At 33.7% G+C, this 23557-nt stretch carries 22 protein-coding genes; 2 read left to right on the forward strand and 20 right to left on the reverse strand.

The window, feature by feature from the left end; translation table 11 throughout:
* Positions 1-24: 24 nt before the first annotated feature.
* The 4 genes from V8G61_RS00070 to V8G61_RS00085 form a co-directional block, all read right to left on the reverse strand.
* Entirely contained in the window at positions 25-723 is a 699-nt protein-coding gene (locus V8G61_RS00070; protein ID WP_394873334.1) for a hypothetical protein, read from the reverse strand.
* 6 nt (positions 724-729) lie between these two features.
* Entirely contained in the window at positions 730-1857 is a 1128-nt protein-coding gene (locus V8G61_RS00075) for an alpha/beta hydrolase-fold protein (protein WP_394873335.1), read from the reverse strand.
* 211 nt (positions 1858-2068) lie between these two features.
* Entirely contained in the window at positions 2069-2437 is a 369-nt protein-coding gene (locus V8G61_RS00080) for a DUF6090 family protein (RefSeq protein WP_394873337.1), read from the reverse strand.
* Between the two features lie 97 nt (positions 2438-2534).
* Positions 2535-3188 carry a DinB family protein gene (locus tag V8G61_RS00085; RefSeq protein ID WP_394873339.1) on the reverse strand — a complete coding sequence of 218 codons (654 nt, stop codon included), beginning with the start codon at positions 3186-3188 and terminating at the stop codon, positions 2535-2537.
* 477 nt (positions 3189-3665) lie between these two features.
* Between V8G61_RS00085 and V8G61_RS00090 the strand changes: the two genes are divergently transcribed.
* Both V8G61_RS00090 and V8G61_RS00095 read left to right on the forward strand, forming a co-directional pair.
* On the forward strand, positions 3666-5018 hold the full coding sequence (locus V8G61_RS00090) for a hypothetical protein (protein WP_394873340.1): 1353 nt from the start codon (positions 3666-3668) through the stop codon (positions 5016-5018).
* A 6-nt stretch (positions 5019-5024) separates the two neighbouring features.
* A complete protein-coding gene (locus V8G61_RS00095) occupies positions 5025-5660 on the forward strand; it encodes a CPBP family intramembrane glutamic endopeptidase (RefSeq protein ID WP_394873342.1) in 636 nt (211 codons plus the stop codon).
* A gap of 205 nt (positions 5661-5865) precedes the next feature.
* Here the strand turns inward: V8G61_RS00095 and V8G61_RS00100 are convergent, their stop codons facing one another.
* The 16 genes from V8G61_RS00100 to V8G61_RS00175 form a co-directional block, all read right to left on the reverse strand.
* Positions 5866-6690, reverse strand: coding sequence for a M23 family metallopeptidase (locus V8G61_RS00100; protein WP_394873344.1), 825 nt, complete (start codon positions 6688-6690; stop codon positions 5866-5868).
* A complete protein-coding gene (locus V8G61_RS00105) occupies positions 6687-8675 on the reverse strand; it encodes a CehA/McbA family metallohydrolase (RefSeq protein WP_394873346.1) in 1989 nt (662 codons plus the stop codon). The genes V8G61_RS00100 and V8G61_RS00105 overlap by 4 nt, the downstream gene beginning before the upstream one ends.
* A gap of 28 nt (positions 8676-8703) precedes the next feature.
* The gene (locus tag V8G61_RS00110; protein WP_394873347.1) at positions 8704-9219 is read right to left on the reverse strand and encodes a hypothetical protein; all 516 of its coding nucleotides are present in this window, start codon (positions 9217-9219) and stop codon (positions 8704-8706) included.
* Between the two features lie 121 nt (positions 9220-9340).
* Positions 9341-10480: an FG-GAP repeat domain-containing protein gene (locus V8G61_RS00115; protein WP_394873349.1), complete on the reverse strand. Its 1140-nt coding sequence runs from the start codon at positions 10478-10480 to the stop codon at positions 9341-9343.
* Positions 10481-10621: 141 nt separating this feature from the next.
* Complete coding sequence (locus V8G61_RS00120) at positions 10622-11395, reverse strand: DUF6090 family protein (protein WP_394873351.1); 774 nt, start codon at positions 11393-11395, stop codon at positions 10622-10624.
* Between the two features lie 186 nt (positions 11396-11581).
* Positions 11582-12334 (reverse strand): DUF6090 family protein, encoded by a 753-nt coding sequence (locus V8G61_RS00125; RefSeq protein ID WP_394873352.1) that lies wholly within the window; start codon positions 12332-12334, stop codon positions 11582-11584.
* A gap of 162 nt (positions 12335-12496) precedes the next feature.
* Entirely contained in the window at positions 12497-13426 is a 930-nt protein-coding gene (locus V8G61_RS00130; protein WP_394873353.1) for a hypothetical protein, read from the reverse strand.
* Positions 13427-13560: 134 nt separating this feature from the next.
* The gene (locus V8G61_RS00135) at positions 13561-14007 is read right to left on the reverse strand and encodes a hypothetical protein (protein WP_394873354.1); all 447 of its coding nucleotides are present in this window, start codon (positions 14005-14007) and stop codon (positions 13561-13563) included.
* 12 nt (positions 14008-14019) lie between these two features.
* Positions 14020-15069 carry an alpha/beta fold hydrolase gene (locus V8G61_RS00140; RefSeq protein ID WP_394873356.1) on the reverse strand — a complete coding sequence of 350 codons (1050 nt, stop codon included), beginning with the start codon at positions 15067-15069 and terminating at the stop codon, positions 14020-14022.
* Positions 15070-15202: 133 nt separating this feature from the next.
* A complete protein-coding gene (locus V8G61_RS00145; protein WP_394873357.1) occupies positions 15203-16891 on the reverse strand; it encodes a T9SS type B sorting domain-containing protein in 1689 nt (562 codons plus the stop codon).
* 195 nt (positions 16892-17086) lie between these two features.
* The gene (locus V8G61_RS00150) at positions 17087-17848 is read right to left on the reverse strand and encodes a DUF6090 family protein (RefSeq protein ID WP_394873359.1); all 762 of its coding nucleotides are present in this window, start codon (positions 17846-17848) and stop codon (positions 17087-17089) included.
* A 180-nt stretch (positions 17849-18028) separates the two neighbouring features.
* Positions 18029-18784 carry a DUF6090 family protein gene (locus tag V8G61_RS00155; protein ID WP_394873361.1) on the reverse strand — a complete coding sequence of 252 codons (756 nt, stop codon included), beginning with the start codon at positions 18782-18784 and terminating at the stop codon, positions 18029-18031.
* A gap of 42 nt (positions 18785-18826) precedes the next feature.
* Positions 18827-19561 carry a hypothetical protein gene (locus V8G61_RS00160; RefSeq protein WP_394873363.1) on the reverse strand — a complete coding sequence of 245 codons (735 nt, stop codon included), beginning with the start codon at positions 19559-19561 and terminating at the stop codon, positions 18827-18829.
* Between the two features lie 515 nt (positions 19562-20076).
* Positions 20077-21090, reverse strand: a complete 1014-nt coding sequence (locus V8G61_RS00165; protein ID WP_394873365.1) for an alpha/beta hydrolase — start codon at positions 21088-21090, stop codon at positions 20077-20079.
* A 283-nt stretch (positions 21091-21373) separates the two neighbouring features.
* Complete coding sequence (locus V8G61_RS00170; protein ID WP_394873367.1) at positions 21374-22318, reverse strand: alpha/beta fold hydrolase; 945 nt, start codon at positions 22316-22318, stop codon at positions 21374-21376.
* A 228-nt stretch (positions 22319-22546) separates the two neighbouring features.
* The gene (locus tag V8G61_RS00175; RefSeq protein ID WP_394873369.1) at positions 22547-23446 is read right to left on the reverse strand and encodes an MBL fold metallo-hydrolase; all 900 of its coding nucleotides are present in this window, start codon (positions 23444-23446) and stop codon (positions 22547-22549) included.
* Between the last annotated feature and the right edge of the window lie 111 nt (positions 23447-23557).

Here is a 23557-nt window from a genome sequence, read left to right on the forward strand (position 1 = left end):
ATGATACACAAAAGGGTATATCCTTTATTTTGTTCTATCTAATTTATTGAGTTCAGCCTCAGATTCTTCTTTAATTGTCCTGATATGTTTTAACATATTAGACAGCTCATATGAGTAGCGAGTTGTTTCGATTTGCTGAGTTTTGAGATGAAACAATAATTCATTGTCAACTCTTAATTTTTCATAATTTATAGGTTCAATAGCTTCATAGTTGTATGTATTGGTGTTGATTGATCCAAACCACTTAGGCATTAGCATTTTTACTTTTTCAATATACTGTTGTCTGATTTTTGATTCACTTACCGTAGCCGGAAGACTTAATCTATAGAAATTGAGAATCTTAAATCGAAGATTTTCATTGGAGATTTTAGCGAAAGGATTATGAGTAAGATATTCTATTGGGCCATAGTCAGGCTGAAGATGAGTATAAACCCAGGCAAGTGTCAGGGATAGTTTTAATGAATCTGATACGCCTTCATTATTTTTAAAATTCTTTAGAACATATTTGCATGCAGCTTTGGCATTGATTTCGTCCTCAAGATTTACATTAATTTCGTCTTCAAGATTTTTTAATCCTCGCATGACTTCAGTGAGTGTATTGATTTCTGCTGTGTCAAGGTCTTCATCAAACCGTTCTACATTAAATATTAAATTAAAAACTACTCCCAAAATAAAAGAGGCTAACACAATTAAAAAAACAGACCAATTATTCTTATTTGTCATTTACGATTATTTTAAGCCTTGTTTATAAATATTTTTTAAAGCTTCGATACTTTTTTTGCTTTTTGGAAAGTTATCTAAATTCCATTGAAACATGTCTACCGCTTTATTCTTCATATTTTCCTCAAGAAAAATCTCCCCATATTCAAATAATAGTTCTTCGTAAGGGTAAACCTTTATCCCCATTTTTGTCGAAACCTTCGCAAAGTGGTTCTTTATACTTTGTTTAAGTTGCTCATAACTTATTTTACCATTTAAATAACTATATATTAGTCCGTATTTATCCAATCTATAAAAGTCAAAGACAGATAATAACCCTTCCATAGCGACCATTGTTGGTACGGTATTGTGTCCAAATCCTTCGTAATACTTCCATTTAAAATTGTTATTACTAATAGTATCTTCTTCTATGCTTTTACATAATAACCAAATGGTTCGCATATGTGGGTGGGTGTTTGAGTCGGTTTCCAGAACTTCGTCAAGTGTATAACCTTCTTTGGTGTCTGCCAAGCCAATAAAAAGACAATTATTATGATTGTTAAGGTTTATTTTTGAAATGTTCCACTTATCAAAAAAAGCTTTATTCCCAACAGTTAAGTTGGGGTCGGAAACTATATAATTATCAAATAACTCTGGCGCTTCTAAAAGTGTGTTTATTGCAAAAAGTCCTCCTCTGGAATGGCCAAACAAGGTTCTGAATGGTAAGGTATTATAGTTAGCCTCTACGGCAGGAAGTAATTCTTTTTCTAAGTGTTTTAAAAACGTCTCACTATTTCCTTTTTTGTTGATAAATGAAGGAAGTAGCTCCGAACTGCGATTGTTTTGCTTAATGGAAACTACAATCATTTCAGGTAGTACTATTTCTTTTTTACTACTCCATTGCTCTACTAAAGCGTTAAAAAAAGAAAAATAATTAGGCCCATCAAGTATCAATAAAACAGGTAAGGGTGAATTTTGTTTACGTAAATTACTTTCTGAGGGAGAAAATACCGTATAGTTTCTTTCCTCACCCATTATTTTTGAGTAGAAAGTAAATTCTTTAGTTTCGAATTTTCTCTTAGCAGGACGTTCCTCCTTTCCTTCACGACATGCTGAAATGAAAAAAACAAACAATATGATAAGGTATCGGATCTTCATATTCAAGAGCTTCGGTGCGTTAAAATGCCATACATCGGTTCGAGTATGGTTTGACTTTATCGAATCTTTGATTTGCTGTGCCTGCTTGCCGTTAGGCAGGTGATTAAGAACCTAATTTAGCAAATAAAACCGAACCCTCGGATAATCCGCAGGATTTTTCGAATTGGCAAGGCCCTGACCACGAATTATAGCCGTTCTTAAATTTTCCTTGTTATTTTAAATTCCTTTTATCGTTACCTATGCGTTGAATTTTAGAAAATGATGAATCTAATTCGTTTGAATAAGGTGAGTCCGTCCTTATTCTCTCCTTTAATAATAAAGCATTCTTATGCGCCGATTCAAAACGTTTTATGTAAGTATTAAAATCAACGGTATCCTGCATGATACGGGCTCTCAATTCAATAAATAATTGTTTTTTCAGGTTTTCTCTTTTTCGATTTTCATTCCAATTATTAATCTGAAGTGCGATTGAAATTCCAATGACGACGAGTACAATTTCACCAAGTGAGTAGATAAGATATTTACTGAATTTATTTTCAGTCAGCAATCTTTGACGAATTTTTCTAAAGAATTTTAACATCGGTTAGCGGTTTGTAATAATGATGTGCAACGGTTAGTTTACCAAGCGTAACCTACTGATGGGCGGCTATGATTTGATATCCAATGTTAGAAAGGTGTCAGTTTTTTTTGTTTGAGGGGAGTCTGGATTTTAAGAACTTAATTTGACCGTTATGATTAGACATGTGTTCGCAAGCATGAAACCACCGCCAAAATTTGTTTATAGGTGTTTCTGGTGTCGAGATGGTTTCGTCTAGCGAAAGCAACCAATTATCATCTTTTTCTTTTAGAGCAGCTAAAGAATCTTTCCTTACTTCATCCATTATTTGTAAATAATAATCAATCTCATTTCCTTTTATAGTTTTACTGGATGGGTCGCCTAGATTTCTTGCTGGAAACCAAAATTTAAGTTCTTCTTCATTCAAAGGTCGATTTTCCAGTGTTCCGATTTGATGAAATTTTTCACTGGAAGTAATGTGTAAGATTAGAGCACCAATTGTATTTGCATTATCGTCAAACTGGTAGTCAAGTTCTTCGATAGTTAAATTTTGAATAGTTCGTTTTACTTGGCTGGTCATGTTCTCCAACATGGAAACTAATGTTCCAATTAAAGGGGTATATTCTTTTCTTGGTCCAATTATATTTACGCCTTCTTCAATTGTATTGTCTTGGTCCCATGGTTTAAACGCTAAACTAGTTAAAGCTAAAGCCGATGTTATTGCCACAGTTTTTCCTAAAAAGGACCGTCTTGATGATTTTTCTATGTCACTCATGTTTGTTTGTTTTTGATTCAAGCTAATGTTTATGTCAATGGAAAGTTGCGTGTTTGTGTACGAGGATTTTCCTTAGGAAAATCAGACCTAAAAAAATTGTAACATCCTTTGATTAAGGCCTAATTTAGTAATTATTTATATATGGTGTTGTACGGAGATTTTCTTTTTTTAATTAATGGATAAAACTCTACTTGCCAGCGACTTAAAAAAGTTAAAAACCAATTTAATTCTCAACTATTACGACCAATTTTAAAAACTTAAAAGAGGGTTGGCTCATAGTTTTCTTAACTTTAATAATTAAATTTCAATTCACTTATATCAGTAATACAATCAACTAACAAGTTCTGCTAACAGATCCTTTCAATCGCAACAAACCCCTTGATTTTTAGGCTATAAATTTATTATTCCTCCAATTAAGTAAACGCTTTATTTTGTATCTTTAATTAGACTTAAGGGAAAAATTCCTGAGCATACATTATGTTAAGTAGGAAAAACATCAGTTCGGTTATTTTTTTCATTATCATACTGTTGCTGTGGCAATGTAAAGGCAATGAGGAAGAAGATATCCGATTAATCACCTTTAAAGGATCAAACGTAGTACGTTTTCTAGATTATAGCACTAGTTTTTCCCCATTGGATAGCCTTGGATATGGTAGCTTTTTGACGCGGAAAGGAGATTTCCTTGCCACCGACAAGTTTGTTATTCCTGTCAGTATGGAATTGCCAGACACTCTGAATATTCAGCAGTTAGATTCATTGTTGTTTATCAATAATCAATTAACCGGGATTTCCATTGGTACGAATAGGCCGCCACGATCTTTTTTTAATCAACTTTCAGAAGACGAAATTTTAAATTTAAAAACGATTCAATTTGCGAACCCTATTGCCGATTCCATAAGGCCACACTTAAAAAGAATGGCGCTTATAAATCCTGATGTTGACTTGGTTTATTTTTCTGAGATGGACTCAATAGCCGATCTAAATAAAGATTTGCTGTGGGTTTCTAAAAATTTTAACCCTCGGGCTTTATTAATTGAAAGTGAAATAGATTCTATTTCCTTTTCCATACTTTCTAAATTTCCGTCTTTAAAAACCCTGATGATTGCGATTCCAATAAGGGGTAATGGTTACTTTCCGCACCTTCCTCATTTGAAAGAGATAATTCTTGTTAATATCGGAGACAGTACTTTCATTGATTCCCAATTTTTTAGAGAAAACCCTGATTTAGAGCGTTTAAAAATTATTGATTACGAAGAAGGGGATATTGATTGGTCTTCATTAAATATGTTGAAAAAGCTAAAAAGCCTTCACATTGAATCGGATAGTATAAATATTAATGTAGTACATGAGTATCATCCCGGCCTTAAGTTCCTGGATTTGAGACTCAATAAGCAAAGGCTTTTTAATTCAGGCACCTTTAAGAAAAACAAACTTAAATGGCTTTCACTTTATCTAGCTGATGATCCTTTTATGGAACAAAATTCTAAAGTTTTTCAGGATTCGTTTCCTGAATTGGAATATCTGGAATTTGAAAATACGGATAGCCTATTGGATTACAGTAATTTCAAAAACCTAAAAAACTTAAAATACCTTGTTGTTTCAGGTAAAGTAGGGTTAGATTCAACGCTCCATAATTTGGATCATCTTCGTTACCTCTCTCTTTCTGATGATTTTTTAAAGGATTCAGTTAATGTGGCGAATGTAAAAAAGGCATTGCCAAATACTATCATTGCTCCAAATTCTGGAGCTTGTATGGGGTCGGGTTGGTTGCTACTTATCATTCCTTTGGCTGGTCTATGGTTTTATTTTTTAAAGCCAAAAAAAACATAGGTCTAAATGATTGAAAAATCTAAAAGAATTCCTTTTAAATCCCTCGCTCTTACCGGTTCTTTATGGGTTTTTTCTTTGTTTATCAATTTTGATTTTCCCATTAAGGCAATTGCTTTATTTGGTTTGATAATGGCAGGATTCTGGATATATTCTATTTATAGAGACATCCCAGGAGCCGTTTTTTCTCCATGTTTATGGCGTTTTAAGAAGTCATTTAACTGGATTTTGATAGCCATTATTTTGTCCTTAATGTTTGCTATTTATTCACGAATAGAAGATGGCTTGCCGGCTATACCATCAAAAATAGGTTCATTTGTAATAGTAGCTGTTCTAATCGGTTTTATTGAGGAGGTAGTATTCAGGGGATTTGTACAGGGAGGCGCGCAGCCATGGAACCAAATGGGAGCTATAGCATTGGCATCCGTTTCCCACGCTGGTTACAAAGCAATGTTATTTGTATTCCCATTACAGCATCTTAACAACAGCGCATTAGAATTATTTGGATATACATTTTTGGCGGGTCTGATTTTAGGCTATTCCCGTCATGTTACAGGATCTTTGTGGCCAGCGATTTTGGCACATTGTTTTTTTGACTTTTGGTTATATATGGAACAATCTTCTGCCCCTTGGTGGGTATGGTGAATTAAATACATTATGTTATGTTGTAATTCCTTCCAGAACTATCGGATTTTAATTTTATAGGCTACAACCATTTCATTATCATATTAGAACTTGTCTCTTTTTATTTTTTAAGGAAATCTCTCAATAATTTGTTGACTTTCCAAAAACACCTAAACCTTTGTGTTAGAAATTTCTTGAGCTATTATTTAAATATTGTTGTGAGCAGTTATTTTCTCACTATATCATTCTTTTTTAGCTCTGTACTTTTATAACCTTCTTTAAATTCGAATGGAATAGATTTTAATCCTTCATTACGATTTACAGGTATTAAACAACTAAAATGTAAATGTTCAATATCTGTTTGACCTGTTCGACCCGACAAGGCAATTGGCTGCCCACTAACAACTTCATCCCCAACTTTAACAAGACTTCCATTTTTTACTAAGTGGACGTATTGAGTAAATAAACCTGATTTCGGTTCATAAATCGTTACATAATTGCCATATAGTTTCCATTTATCTCCTTTGCCACCAAATTTATATTTATCTACAACACCTACAATAAAACCATTTGTTGCAGAACAAATAGTGTCTTTTATCTTTAAATCAAAATCTAGTGCATATCTCGACCAATCTGAACTATGAGTATAATTGGTGTTATTTCCTTGTATAATTTTATATTCTTTATTAATTGGAAAAGGTAGTTCAAGTTTTATTTGTTCTATCTTTTTAGAAAGACTTCCTAAACGTGAACTAAAAGTAATTTCGTTTTTGATTTTCTTTACTTCTGAAAAGATAATTATAGTATCTGATTTACTTTTTAATTCTATTGGATTTACTCGATTAAATCTATTTTGCAATTCAACATCATTATTAAACATCCATACCCTTAACGGACAATTTAATGGATTTTGAATTTCAATTTTTAACTTGCCATTTTCAATACTGTACGATTTAAAATATTCATATTGCGAAAATTTTTCACTTGGTAATCTTGTTGTGTTACAACTTATAGTTATGAATAATAATATGATTACAAATACTCTGTTCATTTATTGTTTTCTAACACCATGTTTTCCAATTTTTCCCTTGCCTTAGAAAAGTGATCAAGTAGATTGGGTATCTTATGATTTCCATAAGCTTGTTTCATTCTTTGCTCTGAAAAGTCTAATATTTTCAGAAGCTTTTTGGCAGCATCAGCTTTAGCTTCAGGCATCGTACTGCCCACTTCATTGAACCATATAGGCGAGCTCTCTGCAAATGCATAACTGTCCATCATAGGCCATTCAGAGTTGTTGCCTATAACTCGTGCAGTAACCCAACCACCTTTCGGAATATTAATGGTACCTGAATAGGTTTCCGAATGACCATTCTTACTTTTTCTGGTGTCGACAACAACGCCATTAACATAAATCTCAACGTTGTTGTATGGAACGGTAGAATGAACTAATACCTTCCATTTCGCCTTATTTTTTTTGGTATTAATAACATCACCTACCTCATAATCGGCTACCGTAAACAAGAGTTGCGGACCGTTACTAATAAAGCTTCTTCCGTTCTTGATGGCTTTTAGGTAACTGCCGAGGGTTAATTCCCCTTCTGGTTTAACATAGAGTCTTGTTGCGCCTATAGCCATGGTTCTATAAAGATCATTCATAACATCGCTACCGGCAGATAGAGCCAACGGGATACCCAGGTTAAGAATTTCGTGCCATAAAGCAGCCGTTCCTATTTCATCAGTCCATAAGCATCCAAGTTCTAAAATATCCACTTCTCCCATAACAGCATCCGCTACAAATCCTGTGGGTATTGTGCGTCCGGCTCCTTCTTTAAAGGGCTCTTTTACCGACACAGGATGCACATAGCCTCCTAATCCATCTTGTTTACGGCCAAAACGCAATGCCTCTGCATTCGGTATGTCGTCTGTTCCATAAATATCATAACCCGGACCCCAAACCCATGGCCAGTATAGCGCTTTAGTTCCAATAAGATTTAAGTGGCCAAAAAAGTGGGAACGTACTTCTTGCCCAAAATAGATCATGGGTAGTTCTTTGTGTTGCCACCCAAAAAGGTCTTCTTCAAGAAACCTATTTCCCAGATTAGCCACCAGTGGAAAAGCCATATCAATACCTTCAGCTTTAAGGTCTAAAAGGATATCTTCCGGATCTAATCGGTTAGTTCCTCCATAATTAAGATGAAAATGGGTGTCTGCGGCATACCAGCCATCTTTCTTAGCATCCCAAATCTTATTTAAATTAATTTCAATGTCCTGACTACCTTCTTCTAATTTAATTTCTCGTACCTGTTCAATTGTAGAAAAGCCATGTATAACGCGAATCTTAAGATTTCCAACAGGAGCTTCGACCATTATTTCTCCAGGTGAATAGAAAAAAACAATCCCATTTTGTCCTTCAGAATGAATGATGCCAGATTCAGGAATAATCGGATGTCCGTTTTCGTCTGTAATGCTCATTCTAACGGCATCTATGTTTTCATCCACTCGAGTGGTAATTTTAAGTTTACCTGTCGCGGTTCCCCAATTCCATTTACTAATGGGCAGTAATTCAGTTGAACCCCCGTTTACAGCTATTCTTTTTATTTCAGAAGATTCATTTTTGTTGTTTTCTGAGAAATAAACCCAGCGACCATCATAGCTAAATTTTGGCGATAGGGGAAGTCCTCTACTTTTGGTAAGCAGCATTTTACTCTCAGGCATTGAGATATTTAACAAGCGAAGCTCATAATTATCTCCATTTGGCCAAGTATAAGCAAGAGTAGTGTTATCCTTTGATAATGAAAAAGCCACTTGAGACATAAAATTTTCTTCAACCAATGCCGTACTGGTATTAGTTTCTAAATCTAACAACTTCACGGAATCATATGAAAACCCTGTTTTATGGATATAAACCACTTGATTACCGTCATCAGTTGGAACAGGGAGGCGCTCAAGGCTATTTTCTTTGGTTAGAATATGGCTTTCCTGTGTTTTGATATTAATTTTCCAAAGATCAAAAGAACCGTTTTTTGCTGAAGCCATAAATTAAAGCCGGTATAAAGTACCGGCTTTATAGTTCGTTCTCTTTTAAATCTTTAGCTAAACTTGCGATTTTTAATTTTTTATTTCGCTTTATATAATCTAAATCGGCTGGATTGTCAACCATTAGTTGGCGGTTGTAGTAATTAATATGTTCAAAAATTGCGAAAATATTGGTCAAGATCCCATACAAAATCAAGTTTTCAGGAATTATTACCCAGTTATTTTGATACAATTGAATTGCAAATATTATTGGAATCAAAGTAATTAATATCAAATTTATTTTTTTAGAACTCCTGAAAATTGTTAGGTTTTTTTCCTGATTAATGGGCTTCCCCATCAACCTATATAATTTTAATTTCCAATAGTGCTGACCTTGAATGAGTATTATTATACAAACTAAAATTCCATACAATAGAAAAAATATGTCTACAAATAAGTTATTAAGGATGAGATAAACTAATATCGCTGGAAAAGTCACAAAAGCATGAAATCTTTCCATGGGATAGTAACTCTTTAATCTTTTAATCAGTTTTTGTTTGCTCATGTTTATTTGCGGCTTTTACCTATCGGTTTGGCTTTGAACAGTTGGGGGATTTTATACTTTTACCTTTCAGTTTAGCGTCAACCTTTATTTTATTGTTTCGTTTTATTAGTTTTGCTCCAATTTATTTTATTCGTGTTCTATAATACAAGTTCCAAGTTCCAGAATTCGATTCAATAATGTCTGGAAAACCATCGCCATCCACATCTCCTATTTCTATGTTATAGGTATCGTCCTTTAAATCTTCTCTCAAACCAATTTCTTTAAACCCGCCATTTTTTTGTCCCAAATGAACAAAATTTCGTTCTTCTGAATTTCCCTCAACGATGTCTAAATAACCATCTTGATTTAAATCTGTTATCTTAATGGATGATGTATTCCGCGGTGTTTTAAAATTAAAAATGCGATAAAAACTCAAATTTTTATCGCCAAAGTAAATACTGTTTTTAGAACCCAAATTTCCTGTTACAATATCCAAGAATCCATCTTTATCAAAATCGCCAATATCGATTGAACGCGTTTCATCTTCTTCATTACCAAACTCAATGATATTTATATAACGCTGTTTTCCGTCGTTGATATAAACTTTATTTTTATTTTGTCTCTCGGCAGTTACTAAGTCCAAAAATCCGTCTTTGTTAATGTCTACTACTTTAGTTTGTATGGTTTGGTCAGATTTGTTACCAAAAGTGATGGTTTTTTCAAAAGATCCCTTTCCATCATTAAGGCAAATTTCGTTTTCAGCTTTTCTATTGGAAAGTATTAAGTCCAAATCTCCATCATTATCAATATCCGCTATTTCGAGATTTCTTGAAGGCGATTTTGATCCAAAACTAGTTTCATTGTCAAAGTTTTGGTTGGATGAACCAAAGTATATTTTATTGGGAATGTTGTCATTGGCAACTGCAATGTCCATAAATCCATCATTGTTGAAGTCAGCACTTTTTATAGCATAGGAAGCATCAAGGAATTTTCCTAATGGTTGTGCCACTTTAAAACCTCCCTTTCCGTCATTGTAATAAATGTAATTATGTTCTGCCCAATGTCTGCCATTTGCCACGAGTGCATCCAAATCTCCATCCTTGTCGATGTCGAACAAGGTTATTGATGCGGTTCTATTTGATTGTGTTCCTATTGAAAAGAATCCGTCTGCGTTGAAAAATGTTGTTTCTTGGGCTAATCCACTTTTTGTGAAAGTTAAAAGAATTAAAAATATTAAAGGTATTCGCATTTTTTTCAAAGGTGCTACCAACGTTTCGTACATGTTTTGTTGCTCTACCTGCCGTAGGAAGGTGTTTATGTAACCAATTTAGAAAATAAAACCCAACCAAAGGAAAATCCACGAGGATTTTGCTAAAGGCAGGAAACTAGTAATGAATTTTATACGGCTTAAGTTTCCTTTCTATTAATTTTTTCGACACTTTTTTACTAATAGGCCATAGGGTGATTCCATTAAACCACTTATTTCGATTAAATGTTGCTTTCGTCTATCTGCCATTGAGATATTGAATACTAATTCCATCTGAAATTTTTTATAATATTCGCTATCTTTATTCTTTGTCCAATCAACTTGCTTTAAAGTATGAAGAACCTCAGGCCCAAGAATTTGATTTACGTATTCCAATTCTTGTATCCCTCCAAATTCAATTGAACTGTTAAACAACTCAAATATCTTTTTTAGGTTTTCATCTCTATTTTGTTGCATTTGAGCCTGTTTGTTTTCAAGTTCGCTATAATATTGAATCAGACTATTTTTTATTGTGATATCATTAAGCAACTTAAGATTTCCAGATGATATTAAATCCTTGAATGTAACGTTTCGAACCACGAAAATATCACCTCTGATAGCTACTAAAAATTTGTTTAAAAGAAAATTCTTGGTTTTTGTACCTGAATCTAATTCCAATAAAAGCTCTTTACTTATAATAATCCTTTTATTGGCTTTTTCTAAAGATTCGGAAATAAGCTGTTTGTCCATTTCAAAATCGTCTAAAATTCTTTGATAATAATTAAGTTCTGATTCTGCGTTCTTTTGATTATCATTCCAATTATTGATTGATAATGCAATTAAAATTCCTATGACAACAAGAATAATTTCTCCGATAGCATATTTCAAATACTTTCCAGTTTTGTGTTCCAATAGTGAGTTTTGTTTAATTTTTCTAAAGAATTTTATCATTGGTTATTGGTTTATTGTAATGAATTATAACATCCAGATATTGCGCGTGCCACTTGAATTCTAAATATCATAAAAGTTTCGGCTTTGAGTAGTTGCGTGGGTTAGTTCTAAACTTTGCAAGTGAACACCAAACTAAAAATCTTCAAGGATTATCAGAAGTAGGCAAGAACAAGCAATTACTTATAGTCATTGTTCTGCTTTCGTTATTTCTTTTTCAATTTGTTTCTGAATAATTTTCATTTTTTCCAATGCAGCTTTAACATAATTCTGAAATATGATGCGTTCAGTATAAATATGTGTCAAATAATTCATAAATCTATTATCCCTTTTTAAACCATTAAAATCATTGGGTACTTTAAAATGTGAATCATCGAATTTTCTACTCGAATCGCTACTAATAGTTTCTAAATAATCTAAAAAAACTGAATTTGTGCTTAAATATAATTGTTTCTTTAAGTCCATGGATTCAGCAACTTGTGCGTATTGAAAATCATATAAATTGACTATTTCTGATTTTAATTTATCATTTTTAATAATTTCTAATCCTTTAGATTTTAGCGATTCAAAACCCATTTTTTGAGGCCAAAAAGCATCATAACGATTTATATCGCCAAAGATTTTTGCCATAGAAGAATCATAATTGACGGACTCGTTTTTTAAAATACTAATTAGTTGTCTGTTGTATTCAATTGATAAGGAATCATTTTTAAGCATTCCTTGTATATTAATAATATCTGTTATGAGGTCATTATTTAGGCTTTGAAGAATTTTTAACTCTACAAAATTATCTTTTCTATTTTCATTCCAGTTGTTAATCTGAAGCGCAATTAAAATTCCAATTACGACAAGAATAATTTCACCAATTGCATATAGAAGATATTTAGTGATCTTACTATCAGAGAGCATTTTTTGTCTAATTCTTCTAAAAAAATTTATCATTGGCTTTTTTTGCTTTAATGAAGGCTAAAAGTCTGTTATATAAGTGGTTGAGTGGGTTAGCACAAAACTTTGCGAGTACACACCAAACTGAAAATCCACAAGGATTTTCAGAACTAAGCGAGAACTAGTAATTACTTTTAGCCGTTGCTGTGTGCAGTATTTTTAATTATCATTTATTACAAAAGTTTTTAGCATGCCCTTTTCATCTGCTTTTGGTGTCTCAGAAATTAAAAGATAGTTGCCAGACTCTAAATCTACTTCAAAATATCCTGTTTTGCCACCCTCACAATTGTTCATTCCGCCCAAAAAAGTAAAGCCTATTGGTGTAGGGGTTCTTAATCCAGTAGGATTCATCCAATTCATCCAGTAGACCAAAGAATCAATGTTTGCTGAAGCGTCATATTTAACTAAATTAACATCATGACCAGAAAAATGCTCATGAGGCACTTGGTCAATAAATTCAACTTTAAACTTATTTTTACCTAATTTAGGTTGGGCGTCAAAAACATATCCATCCGTGCTTGATACACTGATAGTATGATTAGCCTCATCCGGAGAAAAATTTGTAGTTTCATCAACTACGGTTATAAACTTCCACATACCATGTGATGTATGCCATTCGCCATTAACAGCCTTAACATAACATTCCATCATATACTTTCCAGGTTCCAAATGGATACTTGATACTGCTGTTTTACCGGGTGATATTAATCCTGTGCCACCATATCGTTTTACATCATTAAACCAAGCAGGTATTTTGCCAAATGCGGCCATCGCGCTATCAGTTTTTTCTTCAATTAGAAACTTCAAACCATCTTCAAATGGAGGTAATAAATGGTCTTTGATATCGCTCTCTACAATAGAGTCAGAAGGTAATTTATCCATTATGAAAAAATGAACTTCGCCAGACAGGTTTTTATAGGCAAATGTATTCCATCCAGATTTTAAAGTGTCTGCTGTCTGGAAATCCATACCTCTGGTAATAACTTCAATAATGTTGTTTTCTTTTTTTTCAGTTTTACAGGCAATTGTACAAAGCATTAATAAAACTATACCAAAATACTGATGATTGATTTTGTTGAGTGTTTTCATTTTGTTTTTCAATTAGTTAGTATTCTTTAAAGTTACAAAACACATTGTATGTGTGCAATTTTTCGCAAATTGCGCACAACGGTTTTGTATAAAAACTGTTTTAATGGATTTTATATGTTGTTGTAAACCGTTTGCTATTTTTCTTTAGCCCATTGGGGTAAGTCAATTGACATTTCAATCTGTGGTAGACTTTCATAACAAGACTCTTCAATCTTTTTATCCGGTTCATGATAAAAACCATTTATTATTTCTTTCCAACAATTTCGTTCTCTATGTGATGGTGGACCATGTGCCATTCCAGGCGTTTTTGATATTTGAACTCTTGTAAACCAAGGAATATGAGATTCGGCTTGGGCACGGTTAGAGGTTGGATCATGTTCACCGTATAAGATTAAAGTAGGTATGTCACTTTTAAAGGGTTTCATCAATGTTGAGTCGGTAACTTTAGTCAACCAGTAATCACATTCTGTAGTAAACCATGGTACTTCAGAAAATGCAGGAGGTAGACCTTCTCCAAATTTTTCTTGTCTGGCTTGGTCACCGGGATAGTAGTGGTCATAACATTCAACACAAGTGCTCATGCCCGAGTTGAATCACGTGGAGGGGCTTCCGTATTCATACTCTATAAGTTTTTTTATAAAGCCCAAATCCCGATTTGCAAATGCATGCAAAACAGCAGGCAAATGTATGATTTCGTTCTCATAAAATAGTTGATGATAAATAAATGTGACAAATTCGTGTGAGTTAAATGTGAAGTTGGGAAATTCAAATTCATCCTGTGAAACTTCAATGGTTAATGGCTCTTCTTTTAACCAATTATAAGTATCATAGAATGCTTGCTCAATGTTTGGAAAACGAGCATTACAATCTTTATTTTGTTTACATCTGTTGGCAACATCTTGCAAAGCATTATGCATAGCACGCCTATCGTATTTCAGGAAATCCATCATGTTTAAATCGGCTCCATTAGAAATAACTACCGAATTGATTTCTTCGGGATATAGGCGCATGGCCATTCTTGCATGGGGTACACCGTAAGATCCACCAAAAATATTCCATTTATCATATCCTAATACATTCATTAAATCATGAACATCCTGAGCTATGGTTACGGAGTTATATTGATTGATATCGATACCGTCTAGCTTTAGAGAGCTGCGACAAGCCAGCATAGCGCCTTTATACATGAGTCTTTCTTCCTCCAGACTGAGGTCCATAGAACTGATAATAGCCCTTGCTGTCCTTTGCTCTTTGCACATTTCGGGATCTGACAAACCTGTTCCCCTGGGGTCAAACACGATAAAAGTATGATCGCTTGGCATTATAGAATGAACAATAGGAAGAACACGGTTTGCTACAGGCGGCACGCCCGGCCCTCCCGGCATTAACACTATGGGATTAGGCTTTGGGTTTTCAGGCTCTATCACGCTAAACATGATTTCAAGCATTCTGCCACCTACCACCTCCCTGTTCTCAGGCACTTTAAGTTTTCCGCACCAAATACTTTCAGCCTTAATCTTTGATATATCAAATGGGCAATCGCACTTTTCAAAGGTGGGTGTTTGTCCAAACAAATTCAAAAAGGGCAAAACAAAAATGATAAGCGATATGAATAATTTAAATTTCATTCCAATGGTTTTCAACAATATTTTTGTGTAAAGCAGTGTTGCGTTGGTTGAAACTAAGATAGTAAAAAGAGGGAACTTTGGCTAGCGAGTGGATTCAGAAGTGAATACAAGAAGAAATGGGCGTTATACGGTTTTGGCAACTGGGTTTCTATCTTATCAATGAGAAATGGCCAGAAAAAGACCGCCCGTCACCAAGGTCAGTTATAAACCAATAATCATTTGACATCATTTGCTTACCATTATACAACCCATTCCATCCTATGTCATATGCTGATAGTGCCACTAATAATTTTCCAAACCTATCAAAAATTAATGTCATTGAATTAGGGAAATTAACTATTCCATTAATTTGCCAAAAATCATTATAACCATCATTATTTGGCGTAAAAAACTTTGGATAACCAATTATGTCTAAACAACTATTAAAATTTGGATGAGATGGCTCTAAACATTCACCGCAACTATCAAAAACTGAAAAACCATTTGGAACTTCAGCGCAATCAAAGCAGCTATTAAAATTTGGATCAGATGGTTCTAAACATTTACCACAATCATCCATCAGAGCATTTCCATTTGGTGTTCCTGCACAATCACAATCCAAAACTTCAATTGAAAAAACACCAATCTTACATTCATCATTTTCAAGCGAAAAAATTAATTCATGAATACCTAAACCAGCAATTTCAGGATAAAATCGATTATTCTGAATCCCTGGCCCGCTCCATTCGCCAGTTTGGTTGTCCTGACTTACCGCTAAATAAATTGGATTATCTAATCCACAAATTGTTTGTTCAGGCAGGTATGTTAGGGTAATTTCTTCGATGGGTTTGATCTGAATAAGCTGGCAATCTTGAAGGGTTAAACCGCATCCTGCATCAACAATTAAACATATTTCTGCTGTTCCGGTATTTCCATTAGGAATAGGCTTTACGGTAATTGTGGAAGTACCTTGACCAGAAGATATTTCTAAATCACCATTAATTTGCCAAAAATATTCGAATACGATTCCTTTTAAGTTTACTGTATATGAAATTTCTGAAATTGATTGACAAAGAGTAGTGTCCCCGATTATTTTAATTTCGTCTACACCAATACCGTCACTTATCCATTTAGGGTCACTAGCGTCAATGCCTACTGAAGTTCCTAGTCTTAAATCATGCCCATTTCCAGAATCGTCTTTTGCAAACTGGCTTGGACTTCCATCGTTGAAATGGTACAACGCATAGGTATCTGAATCAATAGAAAATTCGCAGCCAGAAGCATCGTAAAAATCGCCAATATATCTGGCGTTTGACGATATCCGTAATTCATCAATGGTTATGTTACCATTAAATAAAGTTTCTTGACCGCCAATTGAAAAGGGACCATTTAGAACAGTTGTTTGTCCATTGTAAATGAAAATTCGTTCCCCTTCTAAATAGACATATATTTTTGCTTCATGCTTCACTAATGCAATGTGATACCATACTTCTTCACTCAAAACTGAGTTAGTCTGGAACAGATAATTTCCATCCCAGAATTCCAATTTTTTTCCAATTCCATAATCAGTACCAAACCAAGGAGTCCAACCCCCTTCATTAAAATTGAATATTGTTTCCCACTCGACAGTCAAATCGTGAAACTTCATGTAAAACTCAAAAGTGTAATCACTAGGCAAGTTAATATCAGCCATAGCATAATCGTTAACTCCGTCAAAGTATAATGCGGAGGTTTGCGAAAAACTATAATTACCAAAAAGGGGTAAGCTAATAAGGAAACATGTTCGCACAAGATTAGAATGATAAATTTGTGATTTGATCATCCAATTTTCTTTTAAATTTATTTTGAACTGTTTCATGACTCCTTGATATTTTTTCCAAAAAGATTGAAAGTTTTCCAAGTCATTTTTAGCTTGTTGCCAAGGTTTATGTATATGGAAAGTTGCGTGTTTGTGTGCGAGGATTTTCCGAAGGAAAATCAGAAGCTAGCAAACGAGCAACTAACATTGGTTTAGCTAAAACTAGCAATTTTTTATATACGGTGTGTGCTTTCCTTATTTTATATTCAGTTCTTGATTAATCATTTCAGTCAATGATTTGGCTTTATTTTTTAATTCTTGAGTAATATTTATTCCTAATGATTTTCTTGAGATATTATTTCTTAAATTGTTTCTGCCTAAATTAGATTCTATCTTTTTTATTAATGCTATTTTTCTTGCCTCCTCGTTTTCTAAAAAAGGAAGTGTACGATTTTTACTTTGACCCAAAATAGGATTGATCTCATAGTCATCTGTAACAAACCAAAAATCATCATCATTTGTTGAACGTTTTTCATCATAGTCTATATACAAATTGAACCTGTAAAGTTCTTCTGAATAATAGTTGTTGATAGCATCATTTAATTCTTTAGAACCTAATTGATTCGCCAGTCCCGAATTTTTTAACTTTTGGTATGTTTGGTCAGAAATTTTATAATCGTTGAAATAACTTGTTATTGTTAAAACAATGGAATCGATTGGAAGAGTTTGATAATTTTTATTCTCAAAAACCTTTGAATTGTTTTCTATTTGCTCATTTAAGTTTTTAATGATTACATCAAATCGTTTTGTGTCATTATTCAAATCCACCATTATACCTTTTAAGTAGGTACTGATTGTTGCATTTTCCTTTCTTTTTTCATTCCAATTATTTATTTGAAGTGCGATTAGAATTCCAAGAACTACGAGAACTATTTCTCCGATAGCATATTTTAAATACTTTCCAGTTTTGCCTTTTAAAAGTAAATCTTGTCTAATTTTTCTAAAGAATTTTATCATTGTTAGCGGTTTGGCATAATGAAGCACAACGTTCTCGTATAAGGTTTGTTGCGGGTTTAAGTAACCAATTTAGCAAATAAAAACGAACCCTAGGAAAATCCCTGTCTGCCAATAGGTAGACGCAGGATTTTCTGATAAGCGAGAACCTAAGCACTGAATTATACGCGATGTTGTAACACGTTATTTTTTACTGATTTCTATTAATCTTACTAGATTTTCTGCTTTTGACTTAATTCCTCTTACTAAATTAAGACCAAATTCACTTCTAGTAATTGCATTTCTCAAATAGTTTCTTCCCAAAGTAGATTCTACAAGTTTTATTAGTGCTTCCTTTCTTTTATTGGAATCATCTTTGTAAGGGATAGATGATGTTATTTTAAATTCGTTACTAAATCCAGATTCGTATTGGTCATTATAAAGCCAAAATACTGCATCTCTTTGGGACAATTCTTTGTCCCAATTAATAAGATAATCGTAGTGTGATAATGAAACATTATAATAATAATTAACAGCCTGATTAATTTCAGCGTTTCCCAATATTTCTTGAAGCCCTGTATTTTTAATCTTTTCAAAAGTTTGACTAGAGGTTCTGTTTAAATTCCAAAACCTTAACATAAGTTCAGCAATTGAATCTATTTCTAATTCTTTATAGTCATCATTTATTAAAAGCCGACGATGGTTCTCAATCCCTTTTTCAAATACCTCAATATTATGCTCATATTCGGTAATATCAGATTTCAAGTCAGATACAATACTTAACAAATATTCACTGACTTGATTTTTTACAATCCTTTTTTGGTTCCAATTGTTTATGCTTAATGCAATCAAAATTCCGATTACCACTAATATAATTTCACCAATGGCATATTTTAAATACTTTCCAGTTTTATTTTTTTCCATAAGGTCATAACGTATTTTTCTAAAGAATTTTATCATTGGTTAGCGGTTTGTGCCTTCATTATTTTACAACTTGATTTCTCAATTTAAAAGTTCAATTGTTTTATCAATATCCTTTATGATCCAACCTAACCAACGGACATCTACTTCTGTGCTTACAAATATATCTTTAAGCTTCACATACGTTTCTTTCTTTTTTAAAAAGGAAATATATTCTTCGTCCGACAAATCATAATCTGGGTGCTTTAATAAACCATTTTCCTCATCCAAAATACTGAAACTATTAAGATATAAGAAAAGAGTTCTGTTTTCTTGCTTCCATATAGTATTGATTTTTCTGGCCTCTTTGTACTCTTCTAATAAAGTCTCGTATTTAGCTAACAAATTACTCTCTTCTGAATTCAATAGTTTTAATAAGCCCGCAGATTTGGCTGAGTTCATTCTCGATTCATCAATCGAAAAAGATTTAATTGGCATCATTTCAACTGCATATTTTCTGATTGTGTCTATAGGTAATTGGGTGTTTTCACCTGCTGATATATTTAATATCTCTATAACTTTCCTACCACATTCTTCGGTATAAGCTTTATAGTATTTGAAGAATTCTTTATTGTCATATAGTTCTGCTTTGAGTTCTGTTTTTAGGTTTTTTCTTTCCTGTGCATTAACCTTTTCTTGATTAAGGTTATTTAACCACAGTGCAATTAAAATCCCAACTACCACAAGTATAATTTCTCCAATAGCGTAAAGTAGATAGTTACTAAATTTATTTTTCGCGAGCAGTTTTTGTCTAATTTTTCTAAAGAATTTTATCATTGGTTAGTGGTTGGTCATTAAGAAGTAAACCGAAGATAGCAAATTTGCGAGGATTTTCCGTATAGAAAATGAGAGAAGCAAAAGACTATACCTGTAAGTTGATGCAACTCTCGGTTAAAATTATAACAAATGCTCGTAAATATTTGTTGTTTTGAAAACCTTGGCGCCTACTTTACCAATACACCCTTAACCTCCATCAGAGGAATAGGTGGTAAAGCCTTTGTGTTAATACTATTTATTCTGAAGAGATAGGTTTTATCGAACATCGTATTCTTGATAAAAAAAGAGACTTTAAATGGTTATTCAAAGCAAAGAGTTCTTCGGTCATGAGCTCGATCTTCACATAGCTTTATTTTAGATCACTCACAATGGTAAATTGTATGAGTAGTGGCAGACTTTGTGGCACTTTCATGTCAAACCGCGATGACGTTTGGGCGGGCTACTACCCCTGATATGTATCACTTTTTCTGCCATTACTTATACAAAATGTTGTGACACTTTGGTAAAATCAATTATTATTGAAGATATTCTTTGAAAAAATCAGCTTGAGCTTTACTGGTTTGGTCAAACAACGGACTTGGATAGTAAAGTAATCCGAAATGCCCGCCATCAATTTCAATCATTTTTTTTGGTTGAGGTGCGATTTCAAATGCGTGCCTTGCTACATTAGAATTAGCTCCTTCCATTTCATCATTATGAGCAATCATCATTAAAAGGGCGGCTTTAATATATGGAATGCATAGTACAGAATTAAATTTAGTGGGGACATTTGGTGTAACGTAAGTAGCATTATTGATCCAACCAGTATTATATCTGGTTCCATATTCTATAAACCACCTATAGGCAGTTAAAGGTTTCAACAATGACGGAATACTTTGCTGATCAAAGGAGACAATGGGCATTGGTCCTAAAGTCGTTTCAGGAGTTCCTTCAACATTTCCATGAAGGAAAGTCTCCTTAATTGATTGAAACAGTTTTCCGTCCGGATCAGGCTGTGGTAATTCTCTTCCACATGCTGGGACCTGGACAACAACCGTTTTAACCCGATGATCCATTGCGGCTACAACAATAACTTCGTCACCACTCATACTATCTCCCCACAACCCGATTTTTGTCCTATCAATTTCTGGTAAGGTTATTACAAAATCTATGGCATCCCGATATCCACGTGCCTGGGTCCATCTATTAAGCTGTTGTCTCGGTTCGCCATCGCTAATACCGAGGTTTCGATGATCGTACAATAACACGGCAAAACCAGCTTTACTGAAAACTTCTGCATACCGATCGGCAACCATTCCGTTAATAGTTGCGGAATATCCGTGTGCCATGATAATAACAGGTAATTTTTTTGAGCTAATTCCAGGTGTGTATAACCTTCCCCGGAGTATCACATCATCAGATCGGAATTCAATCGATTTAAACATTGGTTTATTCATAGATTTATTCATGTTAAACGTATCATTATTTTGAGCAGGAAGTATAATGGTCAGTAAAAGCAGAATACTGGTTTTTATTATTTTCAGAAACATGTTTGCTGTATTTATTTTTTTATCCTTACTGCTTACTTTGTTTGGCTCGTTATCTCTGCTTCGGTCCTCCACGATAAGATAACTTAAATCATCTCTTCATAAACATTGCTGATTCAATGAATGTATCACAACGGTTTGGCTATGATTCCGTTGCGAGGAAATTCGTAAGAATTTCGGAGTAGGAATCGAGCCAAGTTAAATATACAGTTTTTTGGTTTAGCATTTAGCGAGCAATGGATTATAGCCGGTGTTGTAGGACGTTTATAGGCTTTTGTGGTTATTTTTAATCTTTAAAATGTTCTAAAAGAAACTCCCTAATATGTTTTTCTCTAAATTGTAAATAGTCTTCAACGTTCGAGTCATCTATAGTTTTCATATATGAACCAAAGGCTTGTACCATTGCACTATCCATTTCGTCTGATCTATCACATGCTGTTAGCATATTTCTCAAATGCTCAATTCTCTCTTTATCCTCCGCAAGTTCAATGAAATAATTAGTTAAGTCCTTATTGCCTTCAATGCCTCTCTTCGCGACTCTTTCGATTCTATTAAGGGAACCCAATTCGATACCAATCAGATCTCCTGGGGCCCAGAACCTTAAAGTAGGAATTTTGATTCTATAGGAACTGTCTTCCAAACAATGAGGTCTATATCCTGCTCTGGGATTAACGATTTTAACAGCCATTTCCCTTAAATCGCTTGATGTAAGCCAATTATTGTTTATAAACTTTTTAGTCTCCTCATCTGAAGTCAAGCAAAATAATAAAGGATTACCAGCGAAAATTAAACCTAATACCCTTTCAGGATGATGTTCAGCAATCCATATAAGATCTTGGGTTGCAGGTTGTCTTGCCCATAGTACAGCTTTTTCGATACCCATAAAATCCATAAACTTTAGTAGATCCTCGGCTTGAGTGGCAACGTCAAAACCTAAATCTGTTTTAGTGCTTCTGCCATATCCTCTTCTAAGCGGTGTGAGAACGCGATATGAATCTGAAAGTCTGCTATATAATGAAATTCTTTCTGGCGATTTATATGGGCCTTCTTCAAAATTGTTATGCATATCTTGCAATCGAATTAATGGAATACCATCTCCGCCAAAATCCATATATTCAATTTGAATTTCTCCTAAATCTGCGATTTTAGATTCATAAGGAAGAGATTCCTGACTATATGAAATTGCTGAAGCATAGAATAATGAAATTGTAAATAGAAGAATATTTTTCATTCAATTCAGTTTTTAATGTGATACAACGTCTCGGCTATGATTAGTGTGGGTTGGTGATTAACAATTCCCATAGCACCAAAGCTCGTAGCCAAATCTTTTTGTTTTGTTTCATTTTTTGTTGTCTAAAGCGAAATCCCAAAGATTTTGCGACCTCATAAATATACACAGACATTAGCTCAAAAACCTAAATCCCACATTAATTATAGCCATTGTTAGAGCCAGTATTTTTTAATCTACTGGATATATTATGAAGCTATCATGAACTTCTTTTGTTGGTGTCTCTCCCAATTTTGTTAGAGCACTTGAAAGTTCTTTTAATGTTTGTACGCTTAATGGAAGTTGATGTTCTTTCGGCTGGTAAATAGTTTCTATCGGGTAATCAACTCCAGGTGTTTGTGTCATCTCAATGTGATTTCCAAGTATAGTTGAAATCTCATAATTGTCGGTGAATTTCTCAAGACGTTCAATACTCTTTTTAAATGCATTCCAATCTTTTACATACAATCTGCCTGGATAAAAAGTATCTCCTGTCAAAAGAATTTTTGTTGATTTGTCATAAACAGCAATTGAAGAAGCTTGATGTCCAGGAATCGGTATTATTTTCATTAATCGATTACCTAACTCAAAATCCACAATTTCTTCAGGCCAATTTGAGATATTATAAAAGCTCTTTAAGTCCTCAACTTCCAGACCAATAACAGTTGTATTTGGTTTTCCTTTAAACTGACCATCTGCTGCATAGTGGTCACCATGTTTATGAGTATGAGCCACAATTAATTCTACTTCTCCGTTTTTTTTAGACCAATCGTTAATTATTTGTTTTACTGTTTTATAAAGAGGGAAGCTTTCATCATCTTTGGTTGCTCCAGTATCCATTAATAAAGCTTTGTCCTCACCAAAAAACAAAAACATAAAAGGGGCTTCGTAATTTGTGCATTTGTTTTGACGTAAAATCCAAGTATTACTATTGTACTTAACTATCTGAATTGGTGGTTCATCATTATCTTCACAGTTTTCAGAACCATGAATCCAATTTTGAACATTTAAATCAACAGTTTCCTCAATTAATGGCTTACAAGACCAAATAAAAACGAGTGTTGAAATTAATATTATAATTTTTGTTTTCATATTGGCTCTAACGGTCTCGTATAACCGTGAGTTACGGGTTAATATGCGTTAATTTTCGGTTTGGCACAGACTTTAGCATTTCCGAGTAGATTAGGACGTAGTCGAATCCGC

This window comes from Gaetbulibacter sp. M240 (assembly GCF_043876815.1).
GTDB lineage: Bacteria > Bacteroidota > Bacteroidia > Flavobacteriales > Flavobacteriaceae > Gaetbulibacter_A.

Coding starts and splice junctions, on each gene's coding strand:
- V8G61_RS00170 (WP_394873367.1), bottom strand. CDS start 22,318: ATGAAAAATATTCTTCTATTTACAATTTCATTATTCTATGCTTCAGCA.
- V8G61_RS00125 (WP_394873352.1), bottom strand. CDS start 12,334: ATGATAAATTTTTTTAGAAGAATTAGACAAAAAATGCTCTCTGATAGT.
- V8G61_RS00075 (WP_394873335.1), bottom strand. CDS start 1,857: ATGAAGATCCGATACCTTATCATATTGTTTGTTTTTTTCATTTCAGCA.
- V8G61_RS00080 (WP_394873337.1), bottom strand. CDS start 2,437: ATGTTAAAATTCTTTAGAAAAATTCGTCAAAGATTGCTGACTGAAAAT.
- V8G61_RS00115 (WP_394873349.1), bottom strand. CDS start 10,480: ATGTACGAAACGTTGGTAGCACCTTTGAAAAAAATGCGAATACCTTTA.
- V8G61_RS00070 (WP_394873334.1), bottom strand. CDS start 723: ATGACAAATAAGAATAATTGGTCTGTTTTTTTAATTGTGTTAGCCTCT.
- V8G61_RS00160 (WP_394873363.1), bottom strand. CDS start 19,561: ATGATAAAATTCTTTAGAAAAATTAGACAAAAACTGCTCGCGAAAAAT.
- V8G61_RS00100 (WP_394873344.1), bottom strand. CDS start 6,690: ATGAACAGAGTATTTGTAATCATATTATTATTCATAACTATAAGTTGT.
- V8G61_RS00165 (WP_394873365.1), bottom strand. CDS start 21,090: ATGTTTCTGAAAATAATAAAAACCAGTATTCTGCTTTTACTGACCATT.
- V8G61_RS00095 (WP_394873342.1), top strand. CDS start 5,025: ATGATTGAAAAATCTAAAAGAATTCCTTTTAAATCCCTCGCTCTTACC.
- V8G61_RS00155 (WP_394873361.1), bottom strand. CDS start 18,784: ATGATAAAATTCTTTAGAAAAATACGTTATGACCTTATGGAAAAAAAT.
- V8G61_RS00150 (WP_394873359.1), bottom strand. CDS start 17,848: ATGATAAAATTCTTTAGAAAAATTAGACAAGATTTACTTTTAAAAGGC.
- V8G61_RS00105 (WP_394873346.1), bottom strand. CDS start 8,675: ATGGCTTCAGCAAAAAACGGTTCTTTTGATCTTTGGAAAATTAATATC.
- V8G61_RS00135 (WP_394873354.1), bottom strand. CDS start 14,007: ATGAGCACTTGTGTTGAATGTTATGACCACTACTATCCCGGTGACCAA.
- V8G61_RS00110 (WP_394873347.1), bottom strand. CDS start 9,219: ATGAGCAAACAAAAACTGATTAAAAGATTAAAGAGTTACTATCCCATG.
- V8G61_RS00145 (WP_394873357.1), bottom strand. CDS start 16,891: ATGAAACAGTTCAAAATAAATTTAAAAGAAAATTGGATGATCAAATCA.
- V8G61_RS00090 (WP_394873340.1), top strand. CDS start 3,666: ATGTTAAGTAGGAAAAACATCAGTTCGGTTATTTTTTTCATTATCATA.
- V8G61_RS00120 (WP_394873351.1), bottom strand. CDS start 11,395: ATGATAAAATTCTTTAGAAAAATTAAACAAAACTCACTATTGGAACAC.
- V8G61_RS00085 (WP_394873339.1), bottom strand. CDS start 3,188: ATGAGTGACATAGAAAAATCATCAAGACGGTCCTTTTTAGGAAAAACT.
- V8G61_RS00175 (WP_394873369.1), bottom strand. CDS start 23,446: ATGAAAACAAAAATTATAATATTAATTTCAACACTCGTTTTTATTTGG.
- V8G61_RS00130 (WP_394873353.1), bottom strand. CDS start 13,426: ATGAAAACACTCAACAAAATCAATCATCAGTATTTTGGTATAGTTTTA.